Raw genomic sequence first — 17891 nt, 5'->3', positions numbered from 1 at the left:
ATAGGTGCAGGTCTGGGCGCTCGGCTTGTTGCAGGGATCGCCCGACGTAGTGACCGTCATTGTCGGCTTGCCGTTCTTCTTGCCGAATTTATATTTCTGCACGAGATCCTCGAAGACGAGATCCCAGGCCGTCGCGCCGTCCCAAAAATAAAGCTGCAAGGTGCAGCCGCCCTTGACGCATAAAGGATTGTCGGCGCCCTCGCATTTCATCTTGGCATAGTCGACGATCCAATCCTCTCCGCCATCCTTGTTGACATCGTCGACGCCGAGCACCGCGTCGGTGTTGGGCGTGCCGCCAAAATCCTTGCAGTATTGACCGGCTTCCTTCAGCGCTTCGGCGACATTGTCCGGCGGCTCCGCGGCGTATCCCTGATGGATACCGAGACACAAAAGAAATGCGAAAGCTGCGAGCGGGAGGAGGGGAGGTTTCAGCGGGCCCAAGTCTCGCGGTCTCTAATTCGCGCTCTGACTGCTCGCGGACGCGCTCGAACTGCGCGATGCGGCGATATCGGCATCGAGGCCCTGGAGCTTCGCCGTGCCCTTGGCGGTGGTTCCCTTCTTGCGCTTGGGCGACGGCTTGGCGCCGCAGACATCGTCGCGCAGATGGACCGGGCCGTCGGCGAGTGACGCCTGCACCGCCAGCCCGTCGAGACTGGTGCCGAACAGCGACTTCCAGAAATAGCGCTTGTAGGCATTTTCAAGCAGCACGACGGCGCGGTCGCGGCGCGAGGCGACCGAGCGCTCGCCGAGCACGACGGCAACCAGCTTGCGCCCCTCGCGGGTTGCGCTCGCCACGACGTTAAAGCCTGAGTCGCAGATAAAGCCGGTCTTCATGCCGTCGGCGCCGGGGAAGCTGATGAGAAGCCCGTTATGGGTGCGCAGCACCTGCTTGCCGACCTGCAGCCGGGTTTGCGTGAAATAGTCCGCATATTCCGGAAACTCGATGATGATGGCGCGGGCGAGCTTGGCAAGGTCGCGCGCGGTCGTCACCTGACGCTCGTCGGGGAGACCGTTTGGATTGGCGAATTTGGTGCGCGTCATGCCGAGGCGCCTGGCCTCGTCGTTCATGCGCTGCACGAAGGCCTCTTCGCTGCCGCCGACGGTCTCGGCGATCATCATGGAGACATCGTTTGCGGATTTGACGATGATGACCCGCAAGGCAACTTCGAGGGTAATCTCGCCGCCGACCGGAAGGCCGAGCTTGGTGGGCGCCTGCTTCACGGCTTTCTGCGAGCAGACAACCTTGGTGTCCGGTTTGACCTCTCCGGCGCGAATGGCTTTGAACGCGACGTAAGCGGTCATGAGTTTCGCCAGCGACGCAGGAAACCAGAGCGCGTCCGGATCCTCGGCATAAAAGACGGTGCCGTTATACGGCTCGAAGACCAGTGCGGGTCCGGCAACAGCCGCAGCAGGAGCCAATAGAGCAGCTCCGACCAGAAGGCTTATGCCGGCGCGTTTCAGCATCCGTCGCTTTCCCTCAAACGCAAGGCGCTCACGCGCGTTGGAACAAAGAGCGGGTTTCGACCGGCAACACTCTCGGGTCGCGAGATTGCCGCTCACCCTGAAACAAGGCTGCCCCATAGGCAACCTTAATTTCGACTGTTCCGTGGCACTGGATCGCCGCAGCCTCTACGTTTTGCTCAACCCTGCGTGTGGCACAAGCGGCCCGCGCGATAAGCGCGAATCGCTGGATACCCTCCGGCTCAGCCGTTGAGCCAGAGACTAGCGCCCATGCCTCAATTCGCAACTGCGAAATTGACCCTAGCTGTGCGATCCGGCTGAGGCAATCGCGCGCGGGGCGATGCCGAACGAATGCGCCGCGCCGCGCTCCTCCTGCCACACAAGCCGCGATAACGACGCGATCGATGCAAGCGGCCATGCTTCGTCCTTGAAGGAATGGACCTTGCGTGACCATCTTCCTGCCGCCGATAGAGGCGTGCTGACAGGATTGGGTGGAGATAGGGCTTTGATGGATTGGCTGCGCTCGGACTGGAAACGAGTGCCACCGCGATGACGAATTTCGGCGCGCTCCTGACCGCGATCGACCGCTTCGTGATCGGGGTTTTCGTCATCGAGATCCTGGCGCGCCTCATCGTGCAGCGCGGCAGGTTCTTTCGCGACGGCTGGAATATCTTCGATGTGTTCGTGGTGGGTATCGCGCTCGCGCCGGCGACTGCGGCCTTCTCGGTCTTGCGTGCGCTGCGCGTGTTGCGCCTATTGCGCCTAATCACCGCCGTGCCCGCTCTCCAGCGGGTCGTCGGCGGCCTGATCGGGGCGCTCCCGGGCATGGGCTCGATCCTGCTTCTGATCGCGCTCATCTTCTATGTCTGTGCCGTGATGGCCGTGAATCTCTACGGCGCGCAATACCCTGAACTGTTCGGAACCCTTGGCGCCTCGCTCTTCACGCTCTTCACCATCATGACGCTGGAGGGCTGGGTCGAGCGTGTGGTCAATCCGATCATGGAGACGCACCCTTACGCTTGGCTCTTCTTCATCCCGTTCTTCATCATCACCACGTTTTGGGTGCTCGCCTTGTCGGCGCTGTCTGAGACGTCCTCGACGTTGAGGTCGGTCAGCTCGAAGTCCTGACCTTGCACGAACATGTCGTAATCGATGCAGATATCCTCCTCGGCGTCCGCTTTCTTCTACCATTCCGCGCGGAGGGCCTCCGGGCGCGGCGTGAAGCGCGCATCCTTGCCGGGATTCTCCTAGTTTTCGTAGAGCGTCCGGACATAGGCGGCGGCGTCCCCGTCTGCCGCGAAGGCAGCCAGAGGCGCGGCAACAAGGATCAAGAAGGCGACGGCTCGCGCCAGCGTCATCGCGTATTTCCCTCGATCAGAATGGCGCGGAAATCGTTGACATTGGTCAGGGTCGGCCCGGTCTCAAGCAGATCCCCGATCCCCTTGAAGAAGCTGTAGGGATCGTTGTCGGCGAGCATCGCCTTGGCATTCAGCCCCGCCTTCGCCGCCCGCGGGAGCGTGTCGGGATAAATGAGAGCGCCGGCATTATCCTCGGAGCCATCGACACCGTCGGTGTCGCCGGCAAGCGCATAGATGCGCGGCATGCCGTCAAGCGCGATGGCGAGCGCGAGCAGAAACTCGGTATTGCGGCCGCCTTTGCCTTTGCCCTTCAGCGTGATCGTGGTCTCCCCGCCCGAGATCAGCACGCAGGGCGGCACTTCGGGCTGGCCGCGCATGGCGCATTGCCGCGCGATGCCGGCATGGACGAGGGCCACGTCGCGCGACTCGCCTTCGATAGAGTCGCCGAGAATGACGGGTTTGAACCCTGCCTTGCGCGCGACGACGGCCGCGGCTTCGAGAGAGGCCTGCGGCGTCGCGATCATGATATTCTCGACATTGGCGAACATCTTATGGCCGGGCTTCGGAGTTTCGTCGCCGGTGCGCAGGCGAGCGAGCACGCTTTCCGGCACGTCGATGTTGTATTTGGCGATGATGCCGAGGGCATCCTGATTGGTGGACGGGTCGGGCACGGTCGGGCCCGAGGCGATGATCGAGGGATCGTCGCCCGGCACGTCGGAGATCATCAGCGCCACCATCCTGGCGGGTGAGGCGGCGGCGGCGAGGCGTCCGCCTTTGATGGCGGAGAGATGCTTCCGCACCGTATTCATCTCCGAGATCGTCGCGCCGCTCTTCAAAAGCGCCTTGTTCACCGCCTGCTTGTCTTCGAGGCTCAGCCCTTCCGCCGGCAGCGCAAGGAGCGAGGAGCCGCCGCCGGAGATGAGGCAGAGCACGAGATCGTCCTTGGTCAATCCCTGCATCAGCTCAAGAATGCGGCGCGCCGCAGCGAGGCCGGCGGCGTTGGGAACAGGATGGGCGGCCTCGACCACTTCCAACCGCTCGGTCGGGACCCGATAGCCATAACGCGTGACCACAAGCCCTTCCAGCGGGCCGTCCCAGGCATCCTCCAGCGCCTTGGCCATCGCCCCGCTCGCCTTGCCGGCGCCGATGATGACGGTGCGGCCCTTGGGGCGCGGAGGCAGATGCGCGGGCACGCAAATGGAGGGCAGCGCCGCCTTCACGGCGGCGTCAAACATGGACTTGAGAAGCTCGGCGGGCATCATCTCGGGCTAGCCTCCCCCCTTTTGGCCGCTGAACCTGCACAGACGATTGCAAGAAGGCAAGCGGTTGAATTAGGCTGCTCATTCGGTTAGCAGAAAACGTAAGGTTGAGTGGGGCCAGTGAGTCATGTCAGTCCAGCCTAAGCCGAGTGCCGAAAAACCGGGCAAGCGCTCAGCCGATCAGCATCAAAATCCGAAATCCGACATCGAGATCAGCCAGGCCGCCCAGATGCGGCCGATCCTCGATGTCGCGGCCGACAAGCTCGGCATTCCCGCGGAGCACGTGCTTCCCTTCGGCCATTACAAGGCGAAAATCTCGCTCGATTATATTGAGAGCCTTGGCCGCCGGCCCGACGGCAAGCTGATCCTCGTCACCGCGATTACGCCGACGCCCGCGGGCGAGGGCAAAACCACGACCACGGTCGGCCTTGGCGATGCGCTCAACCAAATCGGCAAGAAGGCGCTTGTCTGCGTGCGCGAGCCGAGCCTTGGGCCCTGTTTCGGCATGAAGGGCGGGGCTGCCGGCGGCGGCTACGCCCAGGTCGTGCCGATGGAGGACATCAACCTCCATTTCACCGGAGATTTCCACGCCATCGGCGCCGCCAATAATCTGCTCGCTGCTCTGATCGACAATCACGTCTACTGGGGCAACAAGCTCGATATCGACGTGCGCCGCGTGAGCTGGCGCCGCGCCCTGGACATGAACGACCGCGCCTTGCGCTCGATCGTCTCCTCGCTCGGAGGTGCGGCCAACGGCTTCCCGCGCGAGGCCGGCTTCGACATCACCGTGGCGTCCGAGGTCATGGCGATCTTCTGTCTCGCGACCGATCTCGCCGATCTTCAGAGGAGGCTCGGGCAGATTCAGATCGGGCAGACGCGCGACAAGAAGCCGGTGACGGCAAGCGACGTTTCGGCCGCGGGCTCGATGGCGGCCCTGCTCAAGGATGCGCTCGCGCCTAATCTGGTGCAGACGCTAGAAAATAACCCGGCTTTCGTGCATGGCGGGCCGTTCGCCAATATCGCCCATGGCTGCAACTCGGTGATCGCCACCAAGGCCGCGCTCAAGCTCGCGGACTATGTCATCACTGAAGCCGGCTTTGGCGCCGATCTCGGAGCGGAGAAATTTTTCGACATTAAATGCCGCAAGGCGGGGCTGAAGCCCGCATGCGCGGTGATCGTGGCGACCATCCGCGCGCTGAAGATGCATGGTGGCCTCACCAAAGATCAGCTCAAAAGCGAGGATGTGGGCGCGCTGGAGAAGGGCTTCGCCAATCTCGAGCGCCATGTGCTCAACGTGCGCAAATACGGCGTGCCGGTGATCGTGTCCGTGAACCGCTTTTCCAGCGACAGCGATGCAGAGATCGCGCGCCTGAAAGAGCTTTGCGACGAGGTCGGCGTCGATTGCGTGCTCGCCGATCATTGGGCGCATGGTGGCGAGGGTGCGAAGGAGCTTGCCGAGACGGTGGTGCGCACCATCGACACGACGCCGACCAAGTTCCAGCCGCTTTATCCCGATGACATGCCGCTTTGGGAGAAGGTCCGCACCGTCGCCACAGAGATCTATGGCGCGACCGACATCACGGCCGACAAGAGCGTGAAGGACCGCCTCGCCGAGATCGAGAAAGAGGGCTTCGGCAATTCGCCGATCTGCGTTGCCAAGACACAATACAGCTTCACGACCAACCCCGATGCCAAGGGCGCGCCGTCAGGTCACACCATTCCGATCCGGGAGGTGAGGCTTTCGGCGGGCGCGGAATTCGTCGTGGTGATCTGCGGCGACATCATGACGATGCCGGGTCTGCCGAGGGTCCCGGCCGCGAACAATATCGAGCTTGGCGCGGACGGGCGGATCACCGGTTTATTCTAGGTGGCGAAAGGGGTTGCCAGTCGCTCCCGCGGACGCTACCAACCTTTTCCCCGTGCGGGGGCAACTCAAGATTGAAGCTTGAGGCGTCTCTAAAGACGCCCTTCGGAGGAGACGATGGCGGGAGCAAGAAAGCCGGGGCGGAACCATCTGTTTGTTCCGGGACCGACCAATACGCCTGAGCGTATCCTCCGCGCCATGCACGTTCCGATGGAAGACCATCGGTCCTCCGATTTTCCCAACCTGACGCTGCCGATCTTCGAAGACATGAAAAAGGTCTTCAAGACCAAGGATGGCCAGGTGGTCATCTTTCCGTCGAGCGGCACCGGCGCGTGGGAAGCTGCGCTGACCAATACGCTGTCGCCCGGCGATAAGGTGCTCGCACCGCGCTTCGGCCAATTCAGCCATTTATGGGCCGACATGGCCCGCCGGCACGGGCTCGACGTCATCGTGCAGGAAGAGGAGTGGGGCACCGGCGCGTCGCCGGAGCGCGTCGAGGAATGGCTCCGCGCCGATAAGGTGCACGAGATCAAGGCGGTCATGGTCGTGCATAACGAGACCGCGACGGGCGTCACCAGCGATGTCGCCGCGATCCGCCGCGCCATCGATGCCGCCAAGCATCCTGCGCTGCTCTTTGTGGACGGCGTCAGCTCCATCGGCAGCCTCGATTTTCGCATGGACGAGTGGGGCGTCGATATCGCAATCACCGGCTCGCAGAAAGGCCTGATGTTGCCGGCCGGTCTCGGCATCGCCTGCATCAGCCAGAAGGCGCTGGCGGCGATGAAGGATGCGAAGCTGAAGCGCTGCTATTTCGATTTCGCCGACCATATGCGCGCCAACCCGACCGGCTACTTCCCGTACACGCCGTCCGTGCCGCTGCTTTACGGCCTGCGAGAGTCCCTCGCGATCCTGTTCGAGGAAGGCCTCGACAATGTGCAGGCGCGGCATCATCGCCTCGCCGAGGGCACGCGCGCCGCGGTCAAGGCCTGGGGCCTCAAGCTCTGCGCCAAAGAGCCGAAATGGTATTCCGACACCGTCACCGCGATCATGGTGCCGCCGGGATTTAGCGGCGCCGATGTCATCGACATCGCCTATCGCCGCTACAATCTCGCGCTGGGCGCCGGTCTCTCGCAGGTCGCGGGCAAGCTCTTCCGCATCGGCCATCTCGGCGATCTGAACGAGCTCATGCTGCTCGGCGCCATCGCGGGCACCGAAATGGCCATGCGCGATGTCGGCATCGAGGTTGAACTTGCCAGCGGCGTGGCGGCTGCGCAGGCATCTTTTCAGGGCGGCATGCAGGCCAATCTCAAGAAGGTCGCCGCCGAATAACGGCGCGCGGCCCAAGCCAATTGGGCGGATTTGGGGGCCCAATTCCGTTAGCAGGACGGCAACGTCCTCTGCCGTCGTACAGCATCGACGCCGGCGAAGACGCAAAATTTGTGCATGCGGGTGCGCGGCGAGCCGGTCGCGCGGGCCGCGCGGCAGTGAGTAGGGGGTCGTAAAGTGGAGCACGCGATCGTTTTCCTCGATCGAGAGTCGGTCGACGCCAATGTCCGCAGGCCGAACTTCCCGCACACCTACAAGGAGTACGACTCCACGTGGACACCGGAGGAGATCGTCGATCGCCTCAAGGACGCCACCATCGCCATCATCAACAAAGTGCCGATGCGCGCCGATACGCTGAAGCAGCTTCCAAAGCTGAAGCTGATCGCGGTCGCCGCCACCGGCACAGATGTGGTCGACAAAGCCTACTGCAAGCAACACGGCATCACCGTAGTGAATATCCGCAATTACGCGTTCAACACCGTGCCCGAGCACGTGATCGCGCTCATCTTCGCGCTGCGCCGCAATCTCTTGACCTACGTCAAGGATGTGGCGAACGGCGTCTGGAACAAGTCCAGCCAGTTCTGCTTCCTGACCCATCCCATCCGCGACATCGCCGGCTCCACGCTCGGCATTGTCGGTTACGGCGCGCTCGGCAAATCGATCGGCAAGCGTGCCGAGGCGCTCGGCATGAATGTGCTGCCCTACGATGTCATGCCGCAGCCCGGCCTTGTCGACTTTGAGACCATTCTTAAAGAGAGCGACATCATCACGCTGCATGTGCCGCTCACGCCCGAGACCAAGAACATGATCGGGGCGAAAGAGCTGAAGATGATGAAACCGACGGCGATCCTCATCAATACGGCGCGCGGCGGCCTTGTCGACGAAGCGGCGTTGGCCGCGGCGCTGAAGGACGGCACCATCGCCGGCGCAGGCTTCGACGTGCTCACCGTGGAGCCGCCGAAGGAGGGCAACATCCTCATCGACGAGAGCATCCCAAATCTCATTGTCACCCCGCATGTGGCGTGGGCGAGCAAGGAAGCGATGCAGATCCTGTCCGATCAGCTGATCGACAATATCGAGGCGTTCGTCGCGGGCAAGCCGCAGAACGTGGTGGAATAACGGAGGAAACGGCCCAAGGGGTCGGCAAGGAAGCAAACATGAAGAAGCTGCTGTTCTTATTCGATACCGATGCGGTCCCAAGCGTGTTCGACACGGTCGTCGGGTATGACGGCGGCGCCGATCATGTCACCGGCTACGCCAATGTGGCGCCCGACAATGTCGGTGCGCTGGTCGATGGCGCCGTCTTCACGCGTGGCGGCAAGGACAAGCAGAACACCGCGATCTTTGTCGGCGGCGGCAACATGGGGAAGGGCGAGGCGCTCTTCGAAAAGATCAAGAAGCATTTCTTCGGGCCGTTCCGCGTCTCCGTCATGCTCGATTCCAACGGTTCCAACACGACGGCCGCGGCCGGCGTGGCGCTGCTCGCCAAGGCGAAGTCGCTGAAGGGCCAAAAGGCGGTGGTGCTTGCAGGCACCGGTCCGGTCGGCATGCGCGCGGCGGCGTTTCTTGCGCAGGAAGGCGCCGAGGTCACCATCACTTCGCGGACCAAGGACCGCGCCGAGGAGGCCGCGAAGGCGCTCGAGAAGCGTTTCGGCGTGAAGGTGAAGGGCGTTGCGGGCGGCACCGATGAGGAGCGCAGCACGGCGGTGAAGGACGCGAACATCGTCTACGCGGCCGGCGCCATCGGCGTGCAGCTTCTGCCCGCCTCCGCCTGGAAGGACAATCCGAATATCGAGCTTCTGGCCGACGTGAATGCGCAGCCCCCGCTCGGCATCGAAGGCATCGAGGCCACCGATAAGGGCAAGAACTATGGCGGCAAGCTCGCCTTTGGCGCGCTCGGCATCGGCGGACTTAAACTGAAGCTGCATCGCGCCTGCGTCGGCAAGCTGTTCGAAAGCTCCGAAGGCGTGTTCGATGCCGAGGAAATCTACGCGCTTGCGAAAGAGATGGCGTGATGGCGATGATCAAGGACGTCCCGGTCGAGCAGTTTCTCGCCGAGCTTGCGAGCAGTTCCGCGACGCCCGGCGGCGGCAGCGCTGCCGCGATCATCGGAGCGCAGGGTGCCGCCCTTGTCAGCATGGTGTGCAATCTCACCATCGGTAAAAAGAAATATGCCGATGTCGAAGCGGACATGAAGGCGGTACTGGCGAATTCGGAGAGCGTGCGCGAGCGGCTGACCGGCATCATCCAGGACGATGTCAGGGCCTTCGACAAGGTGATGGCCGCTTACGGCATGGCCAAGGAAAGTGACGCGGAGAAGTCCGCGCGCAGCGACGCGATCCAGGACGCGCTGAAGGAAGCGACCGACGTTCCGCTCAAATGCTGCCATGCAGCACGCGAGGTCATCGACCTCGCCGCCGTCGCGGCCGAGAAGGGCAATGTCAACGTCATCAGCGATGCCGGGGTTGGCGTGCTCGCCGGTTATGCTGCACTGCGAAGCGCTGCCTTAAATGTTTTCACCAATGCACGGATGATTACGGATAAAATTTTTGCCGAAGCCAAGCTAAAGGAGCTCGAAGGGTTGCTGAGCGGCGCTGAGGGAGTGACCGAGAAAGCCTATGAAGTGGTCAAGGGCAAGCTGAGCTAAAAGCTTTAGACATTGCCCGCGCCAAGAGGAAGCTAAGGAGGAAATCGTGGACGTTCACGAGTATCAAGCGAAGGAATTGTTGGGAAGCTTCGGCGTGCCGGTGCCGAAGGGTGCGGTGGCCTTTAGTCCCGACCAGGCGGTCTATGTCGCCACCGAGCTCGGCGGCTGGAACTGGGCGGTAAAAGCGCAGATCCATGCCGGCGCGCGCGGCAAGGCCGGCGGCATCAAGATCTGCAAGACCTATCACGAGGTGCGGCAGGCGGCGCAGGACCTGCTCGGCAAGCGTCTGGTTACGATCCAGACCGGGCCGGAAGGCAAGCCCGTGCAACGCGTCTATGTCGAGGTGGCGGAGCCGTTCGACCGCGAGCTCTATCTCGGCTTCGTGCTCGACCGCAAAACCGAGCGCATCCGCGTGATCGCGTCGCAGCATGGCGGCATGGAGATCGAAGAGATCGCGCATACCGACCCCGATGCCATCGTTCAGGTCATCGTCGAGCCTGCCGTCGGCCTTCAGGCCTTCCAGGCCCGCGACATCGCCTTCCAGCTTGGCCTCAGTATTAGGCAGGCGCAAAGCGCGGTGAGCACGATCATGAACGCCTATCGCGCGTTCCGCGATTGCGACGCGACCATGCTCGAGATCAATCCGCTGGTCATCGCCAAGGACGATCGGGTGCTCGCGCTTGACGCCAAGATGTCGTTCGACGACAACGCGCTGTTCCGCCGCCACAACGTGGCGGACATGCACGATCCCTCGCAGCAGGATCCGCGCGAGGCGCAGGCCGCTGAGCACAATCTCAACTATATCGGGCTCGACGGGGATATCGGCTGCATCGTCAACGGCGCGGGCTTGGCCATGGCCACGATGGACATGATTAAGCATGCCGGCGGCGAGCCTGCCAACTTCCTCGATGTCGGCGGCGGCGCTTCGCCTGAGCGTATCGCGACCGCGCTCAAGCTCGTGCTGTCGGATACGAAGGTGCGCGCCGTGCTCGTGAACATCTTCGCCGGCATCAATCGCTGCGACTGGGTGGCGAAGGGCGTCGTGCAGGCATGCGAGACGGTTGATGTGAAGGTGCCGCTGGTCGTCAGGCTGGCGGGCACCAATGTGGAAGAAGGCCGGAAAATCCTGGCCGAGAGCGGGCTCAAGCTCATCACTGCGGAGACCTTGGCCGAGGCGGCGGACAAAGCCGTCGAGGCCTGCAAGGGATCGCAGCTTGCCGCTTAATCAGCCCGTCGGGAGAGAGACGCTATGAGTATTCTGATCGATGAGACGACGCCGGTTATCGTGCAAGGCATGACCGGGGACAAAGGCACTTTCCACACCAAGGAAATGGTCGAGTACGGCACCAATGTCGTCGGCGGCGTGACGCCCGGCAAAGGCGGTTCCAAGCATATGGAGATCCCCGTCTTCAACACGGTGAAGGAAGCCGTGAAGGAGACGGGCGCCACCACGAGCATCACCTTCGTGGCCCCGGCCTTCTGCGCCGATGCCATCATGGAAGGTTCCGACGCGGGCTTGCGGCTGATCTGCTCGATCACCGACGGCATTCCCGCGCAGGACATGATGCGGGTGAAGCGCTACATGATGCGTTTCCCCAAGGAGCGGCGTCCGATGATGGTCGGTCCGAACTGCGCCGGCATCATAAGCCCCGGCAAGGCGATGCTCGGCATCATGCCCGGCCATATTTATCTCCAGGGCAATGTCGGCGTCATCTCGCGCTCCGGCACGCTCGGCTATGAAGCCGCGGCGCAGATGAAGGCGCACGGCATCGGCATTACCACCTCGGTCGGTATCGGCGGCGATCCGATCAACGGCTCGTCCTTCCTCGATCATCTGGCTCTGTTCGAAGAGGACCCGGAGACGGAAGCGGTGCTGATGATCGGCGAGATCGGCGGCCCGCAGGAAGCCGAGGCCTCGGCCTGGATCAAGGACAACATGTCGAAGCCGGTGGTCGGCTTCGTTGCGGGTCTGACTGCTCCGAAGGGACGGCGCATGGGTCATGCCGGTGCCATCATCTCGGCGGCGGGCGACAGCGCCGCGGAGAAGGCCGAAATCATGCGCGATTGCGGTCTGACGGTTGCTCCCAATCCGAGCGAGTTCGGCTCGACGGTAGCGGGCGTGCTTGCGAACCGCACGGAGCGCCGGATCTCCGCGTGATCGGAATCGCCGATAAGATCGAACGGCCGTTTTGTTGGTCTTTGCAGGTTGCAGGTGGGACTTTTGGGTCCCACCTATGACCTTGGTTGCGGGGGATTTTGCGCTCAGGGAATTGAATGCCGGGGCCAAAGGCGCGCCTGGCCAAAGCTCTATGAGGCCCATCGTTCCGGTCGGGGGTGCCAGCGTTGCGATGAATGAGGAGTTCAAACCACAGCTCCTTGCAGCCGAGGGTCCTGCCCCGCTGATCAGCGGCACGTCGGTCACGGGCGCCGCCGATATTCTGTATGGGCTGCTCCTCGACGTGGTGCGCAAGCATCAGCCCGAGATCGAGAAAGCGCTCACCGGCGGCGCGGATTTCTCGGCCTTCACGCCGGTGCTGATGGCGCGGGCGCTCCAGGCGCAAGGAATCTGGTTCCAGCTTCTCGCCATCGCCGAGCAGAACGCGGCCATGCGGCGGCGCCGTCACGGCGAGCGAGTGCGCGGTCGCGCGAGCCTGCGCGGTACCTTCGATCATGTCGTCGGCGAGGCCGCGCGCGCCGGTCATAAGCCGGAAGAGATGCTGAGCCTGCTCGGGAATTTGCGCATCCGTCCGGTCATCACCGCGCATCCGACGGAATCGAAGCGCGTCACGGTGCTGGAGAAATACCGCAAGGTCTATCTCCTCCTGCGCGAGCTCGAGATGGCGCGCTGGACCGAGCGCGAGCGGCGCAACGTTCTCGACCAGGTGCGCGATCAGATCGAACTCGTCTGGATGACGGGCGAGCTGCATTTGGAAAAACCCACGGTGCAGCACGAGATTTCACGCGGCCTGCATTTCTTCGACGAGACTTTGTTCGATACCGCGCCGGAAGTGCTGGCGCTGCTCGACGGTGCGCTCGCCGCGAATTATCCGGGCCAGCGCTTCATCCTGCCGCCCTTCTTCCAGTTCGGCTCCTGGATCGGCGGCGACCGCGACGGCAATCCCTGGGTGACGACGGAAGTCACCGGCTGGGCCTTGCGCCAGAATGCGCTCGCCGCGCTCCGCCATTACCGCTCGCGCCTCGTCGGCCTCGGCAAGGCGCTCTCCATCACCGAGCGCGCACTTCCGGTGCCGGAAGGCTTTCGCGGCGAGTTGGAGGCGGCGCTGCAGGCAAGCGGCGAAGCGGACGCAATCCGTGCGCGCAATCCCGGCGAGCCCTACCGGCAATATCTCACCACGGTGCTGAGCAAGCTCGAGGCCACGACAGCGCGGATGGAAGGGCAGGCAAATCCGCCCGAAGGCGCCGGCTATGCCCATGCCGACGAGTTGATCGCCGATCTTCGCGTCATCGAGACCGGGCTCGTCGACGCCAACACGCTCTCGCTTGCCGCCAATCTCGTGCGGCCGGTGCGCCGGACCGTTGAGATCTTCCGCTTCTCGACCGTGCGGCTCGATCTGCGTGAAAATTCGACCAAGACCACCGACGCGCTGCGTGCGCTGTGGTGGGCGACCACTGGTCACGGCGACGCCACGCCGCCCGAGCCCGGCAGCAGAGAGTGGCGGCAATGGCTGTTGCGTGAGCTCGCGCGTCCTCTTGCCGATGACCACGTGCAGAATTTGCCGGCGGACGCCGCCGACCTCGTCGCCATGTTCCGTCAGGCGGCGGAGACGCGGCGGCGGGTCGACCGCGAGGCGTTAGGTACGTTCATCCTCTCCATGACGCGCTCGGTGGACGACGTGCTCGGCGCCTATCTTCTCGCCAAGGAAGGCGGACTGTTTCTGGATGAAGCCGGCACCGAGATCTGCGCCATGCCGATCGTGCCCCTGTTCGAGACCATCGACGATCTCCGCGCCGCGCCCGCCATCATGCGCGAGCTTCTGAAGGTACCCGTCGTGCGCCGCTCCACGCATTGGCAGGGCGATGTGCAGGAAGTCATGATCGGCTATTCCGACTCGAACAAGGACGGCGGCTATTTCGCTTCGAACTGGGAGCTGTACAAGGCGCAGACCAGCCTGACCCGCGTCGGGGAGGAGGCGGGCGTCGCCATCGCGTTCTTCCACGGCCGCGGCGGTTCGGTCTCCAGGGGCGGCGCGCCGACAGGGCGCGCCATCGCCGCGCAACCCGCAGGCTCGATCCGCGGCCGCTTCCGCGTCACCGAGCAGGGCGAGGTGGTGTCGTCGAAATACGCCAATCGCGGCACGGCGCTCTACCAGATGGAGCTGCTCGCCGCGAGCGTGTTCGAGCATGCGCTGAAGTCCGAGCGCGAGGAGGCGCTGAGGCCGAAGCGCGAATTCGACGACGCCATGGAGGCGCTCGCGGGCGCCTCGCACGCGGCCTATTCGGGGCTCATCGGCGACCCCGATCTCGTCACCTATTTCCAGGCGGCAAGCCCGCTCGAGGAAATCTCGCTCCTCAATATCGGCTCGCGGCCGGCGCGGCGCTTCGGCGCAAGCTCGCTGAAGGATCTGCGCGCGATTCCCTGGGTGTTCGCCTGGTCGCAGAACCGCCACGTCATCACCGGCTGGTATGGGGTCGGCTCCGCGATCAAGTCGCTGCGCGAGATCAGGGGCGAGGGCGGCCTCGAGCTGCTACAGAGCCTGTACAAGCAGTCGCGCCTCTTCCGCCTCATCATCGACGAGGTGGAGAAGACGTTGCTCCTCGTGGATCTCAACATCGCGCGCGACTATGCGAGCCTCGTCGCGGATGAAGGCGTACGCGACAGAATCTTCGCCATGATCGCGGCCGAGCTTGAGCTCACGCGCGAAATGGCGCTGGCGGTAAGCGGCGGGACGGAGATCGCGGAGCGCTTTCCGCAATTCCGCAACGCGCTCGGGCTTCGGCTCGCCACCGTCAACGAGGTCAACCGCGAGCAGGTTGAATTGCTGCGCCGCTTTCGTGGCGCGCCAAGCGAATCCGAGCGGGAGGCGTATAAATCCGCCCTCCTGCTCTCGATCAACACCGTTGCCGCGGGTCTCGGCGCCACGGGCTGAACCAAGGAGAGGAAGGACATGAGCTTCACACTGATTCAACAGGCCACGCCGCGCCTGCATCGTTCCGAGCTTGCCGTGCCGGGGTCGAACCCGTCTCTGTTCGAAAAGGCCGCGGCGGGCGGCGCCGACATCATCTTCCTCGACCTCGAAGATGCCGTGGCGCCCGACGACAAGGAGCAGGCGCGCAAGAACATCATCCAGGGCCTCAACGATATCGACTGGGGCACCAAGACCATGATGATCCGCATCAACGGTCTCGACACGCATTACGCCTATCGCGACGTGGTCGACGTGCTGGAGAACTGCCCGCGGCTGGACATGATCCTGATCCCGAAAGTCGGCGTGCCGCAGGACGTCTACGCCATCGACATGCTCGTGACGCAGATCGAGCAGTTCAAGAAATACAAGAAGAAGATCGGGCTTGAACTCCTGATCGAGACCGCGCTCGGCATGGCCAATGTCGAGGCCATCGCGCAGGCGAGCCCGCGCGTCGAGGCGATGAGCTTCGGAGTCGCCGACTACGCCGCCTCAACGCGCGCGCGCACAATGGGCATCGGCGCCCCGCATCCGGATTACGGCATCCTGTCGGACAAGGATGACAGCGGCAGCGAGCGGTCCTTCTACTGGAACGACCCCTGGCACTATGCGCTGTCGCGCATGATGGTCGCATGCCGCGCCTATGGCTTGCGCCCGATCGACGGCCCGTTCGGCGATTTCTCCGATCCCGAGGGTTATCTCGCGGCGGCGAAGCGCGCAGCCGTGCTCGGCTTCGAGGGCAAATGGGCGATCCATCCCTCTCAGGTCGATCTTGCCAATCAGGTGTTTACGCCATCGGAAGCGGAAGTCACCAAGGCGAAACGCATCGTCGAGGCGATGAAGCAGGCGGCGAAGGAGGGCAAGGGCGCGGTGTCGCTCGACGGCCGTCTGATCGATATCGCATCGATCCGGCAAGCCGAGGCGCTCCTCAACAAGGCCAAGGCCATGGGGATGTAGCCCGCGCAGGCGGGCCCCAGTCACGAAAAACGCGCGATGGCCGGGCTTAGTCCCGGCCATTTTCGCTTTCTCTATGGTGCGCCGCAAAATAGCCTCCTCTAAGGTGTCAAATTGCGGATACGCAAGCCGAGACGGCCCTAAAGGGGATGACCATGACCAAGCGTCCCATGCCCCGCGAGAAGCGGAAGGACAGCCAGCAGCAGAAGAAGATCGTCGCCGCCGAGATCACGGAAGCGACCGTGCATAGCAAGGTTTCCTCGCCGCCCCAGACGGCACCAGAGGCGAAGGTGCCGGTGAGGCCGAAATCGCCCCAGCCCAAGCCGCTCACCGCCAAGCCGGTCACGGCGAAAGCTGCGCCAGGAAAGCCGCTCGCGACAAAGCCGGTCATGGCGACATCTGCTCCGGCAAAGCCGCTGGCGGCAAGACCGAGCGCGGCAAAACCGAGCGCGGCGATGCCGGCCACCGCAAAGCCAGTCGTAGCGAAGCTGACGGTGCCGAAAACGCCCCCAGCGCCAGCCCCGCAAGATCCTGCACCGGAACGCGTTGCGGAAACGCCGGCCGCACGCACGCTCGCTGCGAAGACGCCTGTAGCGGAGACAGTCGCCGCGCGCGCTCTGGTCAGCGCGGCAGCGCCCGACGAGGCTGCCGCGCCGGCGCCGCTGGAAAGCACGGTGGAAGGTTTTCAGCACCCGCTACAGGCGGCGAGCAAGGGCGCCGTTCAGGTCAACCGCAAGTTGCTCGACATCGCGCAGGAGAACGTCAATTCAAGCCTCGAGCTGGCGCGCGACATGGTCGGCGCCACCACACCGTTCGAGGTGATGCGGCTGCAAATGAGCTGGCTAACTGCCTGCGTGGAAGCGCTCGAAAATCACGCCAGGGATCTGCGTGAACTCTCCGCCGACCTCGTCACCAACACCAGCAAGCCGCTCCGCGAGCATCTGCGCAAATAGACTGCGGCTATTCCGCGGCTTGGCGCGCGCGCAGCTCCGTCGCGCGGTTCTGGCTGTTCATCAGGTGGCGCCGCGACGAAGCCTTGCCGCGCATCTGATCGGGGCTCTGCGGGAAACCGGAGCGAGTTCTTTAATCGCGGCCGCTATCCTTATAGGCCCGCGACGGTCCGCCGGCTTTCGGCTTCGCCATCATCGCGGCATAAAGGTCGAGCAGGCCGACGCCAAGCAGCGCCACCGCGGAGCCACCAAGCCGTTTCGGCCGGTTCGTATTCGCGGTGCCGGCGGCGGTTGCCACATCGAGCACGTCGCCCGCAACACGGGCCCAGAGCCAGGGCTTCGGATTCTTCGCGACCAGCAGGCCGACACCGGTTGCGATCTCGCGCAAGCCATAGCCGCGAAGCAGCGTGTCGTTCTTGGTCATGCCCGCGGCGCGGCTCACTTGACGCGGCGCGAGCAGCTCGGCGAGTCCGAGGCCGATGGAGAAGAGTGCCAAGCCCTGCACGATGGGATCGAGCGGGACGGGCGGCTTACGAAGCTTGGGGTACCTCATGCGTGCAACTCCGGTTTGAGGACGACCTTGATGCAGCCGTCTTCCTTGTCTCTGAAGGTCTTGTAATATTCCGGGCCCTCCTCGAGCCCTATCGTGTGGGTGATGACGAAGGAGGGGTCGATCGTGCCCTCCTCAATCATGTTGAGGAGGTCGTCGGTCCAGCGGTTCACATGGGTCTGGCCGGTGCGGATCGTCAGGCCCTTGTTCATCAGCATGCCGAGCGGGATCTTGTCGCTCAGCCCGCCATAGACGCCGGGGATCGACACGGTGCCGCCGGGACGGCAGACATAGAACATCTCGCGGATGACATGCGGGCGGTCGCTCTCCAGCATCAGCGCCTGCTTGACGCGGTCATACATCGAGTCGAGCGAGCGC

The 17891-nt window shown here is 63.7% G+C and carries 15 protein-coding genes and 1 pseudogene; 11 read left to right on the top strand and 5 right to left on the bottom strand.

The window, feature by feature from the left end:
* Both ACR2J1_RS10910 and ACR2J1_RS10905 read right to left on the bottom strand, forming a co-directional pair.
* On the bottom strand, nt 1–441 hold a 441-nt coding region (locus tag ACR2J1_RS10910), incomplete at its 3' end, for a hypothetical protein (RefSeq protein ID WP_434019352.1).
* Between the two features lie 12 nt (nt 442–453).
* Entirely contained in the window at nt 454–1464 is a 1011-nt protein-coding gene (locus ACR2J1_RS10905) for a D-alanyl-D-alanine carboxypeptidase family protein (protein WP_434019351.1), read from the bottom strand.
* A 510-nt stretch (nt 1465–1974) separates the two neighbouring features.
* On the opposite strand from ACR2J1_RS10905, the gene ACR2J1_RS10900 reads away from it, so the two are divergent.
* Nucleotides 1975–2589: an ion transporter gene (locus ACR2J1_RS10900; protein ID WP_434019350.1), complete on the top strand. Its 615-nt coding sequence runs from the start codon at nt 1975–1977 to the stop codon at nt 2587–2589.
* Between the two features lie 226 nt (nt 2590–2815).
* Here the strand turns inward: ACR2J1_RS10900 and ACR2J1_RS10895 are convergent, their stop codons facing one another.
* A complete protein-coding gene (locus ACR2J1_RS10895; protein WP_434019349.1) occupies nt 2816–4081 on the bottom strand; it encodes a glycerate kinase type-2 family protein in 1266 nt (421 codons plus the stop codon).
* 124 nt (nt 4082–4205) lie between these two features.
* Between ACR2J1_RS10895 and ACR2J1_RS10890 the strand changes: the two genes are divergently transcribed.
* From ACR2J1_RS10890 to ACR2J1_RS10845, 10 genes are all read left to right on the top strand, one after another.
* A complete protein-coding gene (locus tag ACR2J1_RS10890; RefSeq protein WP_434019348.1) occupies nt 4206–5945 on the top strand; it encodes a formate--tetrahydrofolate ligase in 1740 nt (579 codons plus the stop codon).
* 114 nt (nt 5946–6059) lie between these two features.
* Nucleotides 6060–7271, top strand: a complete 1212-nt coding sequence (locus tag ACR2J1_RS10885) for an aminotransferase class V-fold PLP-dependent enzyme (RefSeq protein WP_434019347.1) — start codon at nt 6060–6062, stop codon at nt 7269–7271.
* 174 nt (nt 7272–7445) lie between these two features.
* The gene (locus ACR2J1_RS10880) at nt 7446–8387 is read left to right on the top strand and encodes a D-2-hydroxyacid dehydrogenase (RefSeq protein WP_434019346.1); all 942 of its coding nucleotides are present in this window, start codon (nt 7446–7448) and stop codon (nt 8385–8387) included.
* Nucleotides 8388–8425: 38 nt separating this feature from the next.
* Nucleotides 8426–9283, top strand: a complete 858-nt coding sequence (locus ACR2J1_RS10875; protein WP_434019345.1) for an NADP-dependent methylenetetrahydromethanopterin/methylenetetrahydrofolate dehydrogenase — start codon at nt 8426–8428, stop codon at nt 9281–9283.
* Nucleotides 9284–9288: 5 nt separating this feature from the next.
* A complete protein-coding gene (gene fchA / locus ACR2J1_RS10870) occupies nt 9289–9915 on the top strand; it encodes a methenyltetrahydrofolate cyclohydrolase (protein WP_434019353.1) in 627 nt (208 codons plus the stop codon).
* 46 nt (nt 9916–9961) lie between these two features.
* Complete coding sequence (locus ACR2J1_RS10865; RefSeq protein WP_434019344.1) at nt 9962–11140, top strand: malate--CoA ligase subunit beta; 1179 nt, start codon at nt 9962–9964, stop codon at nt 11138–11140.
* 24 nt (nt 11141–11164) lie between these two features.
* Nucleotides 11165–12073, top strand: a complete 909-nt coding sequence (gene sucD, locus ACR2J1_RS10860) for a succinate--CoA ligase subunit alpha (protein ID WP_434019343.1) — start codon at nt 11165–11167, stop codon at nt 12071–12073.
* Nucleotides 12074–12263: 190 nt separating this feature from the next.
* A complete protein-coding gene (locus tag ACR2J1_RS10855) occupies nt 12264–15023 on the top strand; it encodes a phosphoenolpyruvate carboxylase (RefSeq protein WP_434019342.1) in 2760 nt (919 codons plus the stop codon).
* Between the two features lie 18 nt (nt 15024–15041).
* Nucleotides 15042–16016, top strand: a complete 975-nt coding sequence (locus ACR2J1_RS10850; protein ID WP_434019341.1) for an HpcH/HpaI aldolase/citrate lyase family protein — start codon at nt 15042–15044, stop codon at nt 16014–16016.
* 152 nt (nt 16017–16168) lie between these two features.
* A complete protein-coding gene (locus ACR2J1_RS10845; protein WP_434019340.1) occupies nt 16169–16966 on the top strand; it encodes a phasin family protein in 798 nt (265 codons plus the stop codon).
* Between the two features lie 130 nt (nt 16967–17096).
* On the opposite strand, the gene ACR2J1_RS10840 is transcribed toward ACR2J1_RS10845, so the two are convergent.
* Together ACR2J1_RS10840 and ACR2J1_RS10835 are read right to left on the bottom strand one after the other, a co-directional pair.
* Nucleotides 17097–17516, bottom strand: coding sequence for a hypothetical protein (locus ACR2J1_RS10840; RefSeq protein ID WP_434019339.1), 420 nt, complete (start codon nt 17514–17516; stop codon nt 17097–17099).
* A pseudogene (locus ACR2J1_RS10835) lies at nt 17513–17891 on the bottom strand (glutathione-dependent formaldehyde dehydrogenase); the annotation flags it as partial. The gene ACR2J1_RS10840 and the pseudogene ACR2J1_RS10835, both read right to left, overlap by 4 nt.

The organism is Methyloceanibacter sp. (genome assembly GCF_050999895.1).
GTDB lineage: Bacteria > Pseudomonadota > Alphaproteobacteria > Rhizobiales > Methyloligellaceae > Methyloceanibacter.
The sequence above is the reverse complement of the archived record's forward strand: the minus strand, read 5'-3'. Positions and strand labels throughout refer to the sequence as shown.

Excerpts from the sequence above, each read along its gene's own strand:
- ACR2J1_RS10905 (WP_434019351.1), bottom strand. The coding sequence starts at position 1,464 with ATGCTGAAACGCGCCGGCATAAGCCTTCTGGTCGGAGCTGCTCTATTG.
- ACR2J1_RS10895 (WP_434019349.1), bottom strand. The coding sequence starts at position 4,081 with ATGATGCCCGCCGAGCTTCTCAAGTCCATGTTTGACGCCGCCGTGAAG.
- ACR2J1_RS10890 (WP_434019348.1), top strand. The coding sequence starts at position 4,206 with ATGTCAGTCCAGCCTAAGCCGAGTGCCGAAAAACCGGGCAAGCGCTCA.
- ACR2J1_RS10885 (WP_434019347.1), top strand. The coding sequence starts at position 6,060 with ATGGCGGGAGCAAGAAAGCCGGGGCGGAACCATCTGTTTGTTCCGGGA.
- ACR2J1_RS10875 (WP_434019345.1), top strand. The coding sequence starts at position 8,426 with ATGAAGAAGCTGCTGTTCTTATTCGATACCGATGCGGTCCCAAGCGTG.
- fchA (WP_434019353.1), top strand. The coding sequence starts at position 9,289 with ATGATCAAGGACGTCCCGGTCGAGCAGTTTCTCGCCGAGCTTGCGAGC.
- sucD (WP_434019343.1), top strand. The coding sequence starts at position 11,165 with ATGAGTATTCTGATCGATGAGACGACGCCGGTTATCGTGCAAGGCATG.
- ACR2J1_RS10855 (WP_434019342.1), top strand. The coding sequence starts at position 12,264 with ATGAATGAGGAGTTCAAACCACAGCTCCTTGCAGCCGAGGGTCCTGCC.
- ACR2J1_RS10850 (WP_434019341.1), top strand. The coding sequence starts at position 15,042 with ATGAGCTTCACACTGATTCAACAGGCCACGCCGCGCCTGCATCGTTCC.
- ACR2J1_RS10845 (WP_434019340.1), top strand. The coding sequence starts at position 16,169 with ATGACCAAGCGTCCCATGCCCCGCGAGAAGCGGAAGGACAGCCAGCAG.
- ACR2J1_RS10840 (WP_434019339.1), bottom strand. The coding sequence starts at position 17,516 with ATGAGGTACCCCAAGCTTCGTAAGCCGCCCGTCCCGCTCGATCCCATC.